This window comes from Bartonella queenslandensis AUST/NH15 (genome assembly GCF_000312585.1).
Classification (GTDB): domain Bacteria; phylum Pseudomonadota; class Alphaproteobacteria; order Rhizobiales; family Rhizobiaceae; genus Bartonella; species Bartonella queenslandensis_A.
This window is the reverse complement of sequence record NZ_HE998003.1, coordinates 114,044-116,703: the sequence shown is the minus strand read 5'-3', so window position 1 is coordinate 116,703 and position 2,660 is coordinate 114,044. Positions and strand designations below refer to the sequence as shown.

At 39.2% G+C, this 2,660-nt stretch carries 1 protein-coding gene; it reads right to left on the bottom strand.

Translation table 11 applies throughout. From position 1 onward, the window contains the following. Positions 1 to 2,660, bottom strand: a 2,660-nt coding sequence (locus tag BN338_RS05680; RefSeq protein WP_280109520.1) for a pertactin-like passenger domain-containing protein, incomplete at both ends; no start/stop codon positions are given.

The following is a 2,660-nucleotide window of genomic DNA, read 5'->3' as shown; positions in this document are numbered from 1 at the left end:
TGGAGGGGCTCCTTCAATTATTTGATTTTCCAGAGGTAAAACAATTGAAGAAATAGAATCTGGAGATTTTTGACTCAAGTTTTGGCGATTTTTTTGGCGATTTTCTCTTTGACGTGGCAACTTCACCGCATGCTCTTTTGTATTTGTAAGGGTTGAAAGAGAAGAAACCTGTTGTTTTTGACTTAAATGCCGCGGAATTCTGCTTCTATTCCGTGGTAAACCATTAAGAAATGAAAAATTATCAATAAAGACCGCGGATAAATACCAAACTTTCCCTCCTCCGTCCTCATCGGTTCTTTGTTTTAAACCATACGTGTAAGTTCCCCCATCAACAATTGGAATTTTTGCACCAGAAAAACTCTGTAGAGTAAAAAATGCGCCACCACTTTGATCCAAAATTAAATCAAGTTCTGCTGAAGAAGGATCAACAATTTCAATACCAGAATCAGCCACACTTATTGTGTGAGAACCACTCCCTTTCTCAATAAACAGGTAATCACCTTTTCCTTCTGCAAGGCTGACATTAAGGTCAAAATGTAGGCTCCCTGCTAGATCATTAATATAAAGCTGAGAGTAGTACAAATCATCTTCCGAAGACGTAAAAATGACTTTTCCTACACCACTTAACTGCTGAATGTGTGTACTTTTGTCGTCAAACTTACTAGAAACGGAGTATAATTGAGCGTCTTCTCCATTTAATTCAATGTTTTCTACTATAGTTTGTTGATCATCATTTCCAGCATCAAGATAGAGTTGTCCAAAATCCTGAACTTTTATGTCTCCTCCTAATATTGCACCAGCAGAAACCCATGAATTCGCATCAGCTTCAATCGTTATATTATTCACAATTCCACCCGCATAGACTTCTTGAACACCACCAGTATGTAAAATTACTGTATTCGCTTCACCTCCTGCTAAAACACGCTGCATACCCCCTGAAAAGACTTCAGTATTTACAGCTAGACCACCGGTTTTTTCTGCAAAATTATTATCCTCAGGAAACCATTTAGCAAGAGTTTGTATTCCTCCACGCATCACTTTTGTTTCCACTGCCATTCCATCATCATACACATTCTGCTGCCCCTGTGTACCCCCTTGACCATAAATTATTGTATCATAAACACTGCTGCCAACAATCCCACCGTCCACGTACCCATCTCCGAAAACAAGCTGCTCCCCACCGTAAATTTCAGCTCTCAATGCAGAACCTCCCCCCTCCACTTTTTGTTTTCCACCCTCGTAAATAATCGTAGATTCTGAGATCCCCTGTTCCCCGATAATCTCGGCACCATCCCTTTCAATTGTTGTATTTTTACTGAAACCACCACCCTCAACATAAAGTGTTCCAGATCCCTCAACTGTAGTATTAATAGACTTTTTAAGAGAGCCTTTCTCTCCATCACTAGAGATATAAACTACCCTATCATCACTAAGCAAAAAGTTTTGTAAAATGCCTCCTCCCTCACGAATACTGAAATTAATGACATCCGAGATACTAAAATCTTTTGAAGATGTCATATTTTCTTCTTTTTCAGGAAGCTTATCTACAGGCGACTCAGTATGAGGTGCGGAAATTACAGGAGCAGAAGTTGTTTCCAACGGTGCCAAATACCAAATCTTTCCCCCGTTATGATCTTTTTTCTTTAGCGCATATATGTAGACTCCACCATCAATCGTACTGGTCTCTTCACCAGAAAAATCCGTCAGAGCAAAATGAGCCTTGCCGCTTTTTTCATTAATTAAATCAAGCTCAAGGATTAAATTTTGCGTTTCTAGAGAAGAATTGGCAATTTCAATACCAGAATCAATCACGCTTATTGTGTGATGTCCTTCTCCCTTTTCGATAAGAAGATAATCACCACGTTGCTCCCCAAAATTGGTGTTCAGTCTAAAATGTAAACTCCCTGAAAGCTTACTAACTTCAAGTTTAGAGTAATGCGGATTAAATATGGTAGAAGCAAAAATAACACTGCCATCACCACTCAGATTCTCAATCAAAGAACTTTCGCCATCCATCTTAGAAGCAATAGCGTACAATTTTGTATCTTTGCCATTTAAAACAATCTTTTCTACTTCAGTACGAGATCGATCAGCACCAGCATAAAGATAAATTCGTCCAGAATCATAAATCATGGTGTTTCCTTCTAACGTTGCACCAGAATGTAACCATGATTGTGCTTGATCCTTAATCGTTAAATCTTTTACATAGCCCCCTAAATCTATTGCTTGGAAAGCATTCTCTTGTAAAAGAACTCCAAAAGCCATTCCCCCTGCTAAAACGTGTTGCTCTCCACCAGAAAAGACCTCCGTATCAAATGCAAAACTGCTATAATTGTTTAGATCCTCTTCCACATAAAGATTTTGTACTCCTCCTGCCATGATCTTTGTGCCAAAAACCTCTCCATCATCGTACACATTCTGATATCCTCGCTCTCCATTTTCACCAGAAATAACAGTATCATAGGCGAGACTCCTTACTACCGCACCTTGGATATCAGATTTTCCTGAAACAAACTGCTCACCACCGTAAATTTTAGCCCCTTCAACTTTTCCCCCATCTTCAACCTTTTGTTTTCCCCCTCTCTTAATTTCACTATCTTGTGAAAGACCCTGTGTTTTAATAAGCTCAGTGCCACCTCTTTGAATTGTCGTATACAAGC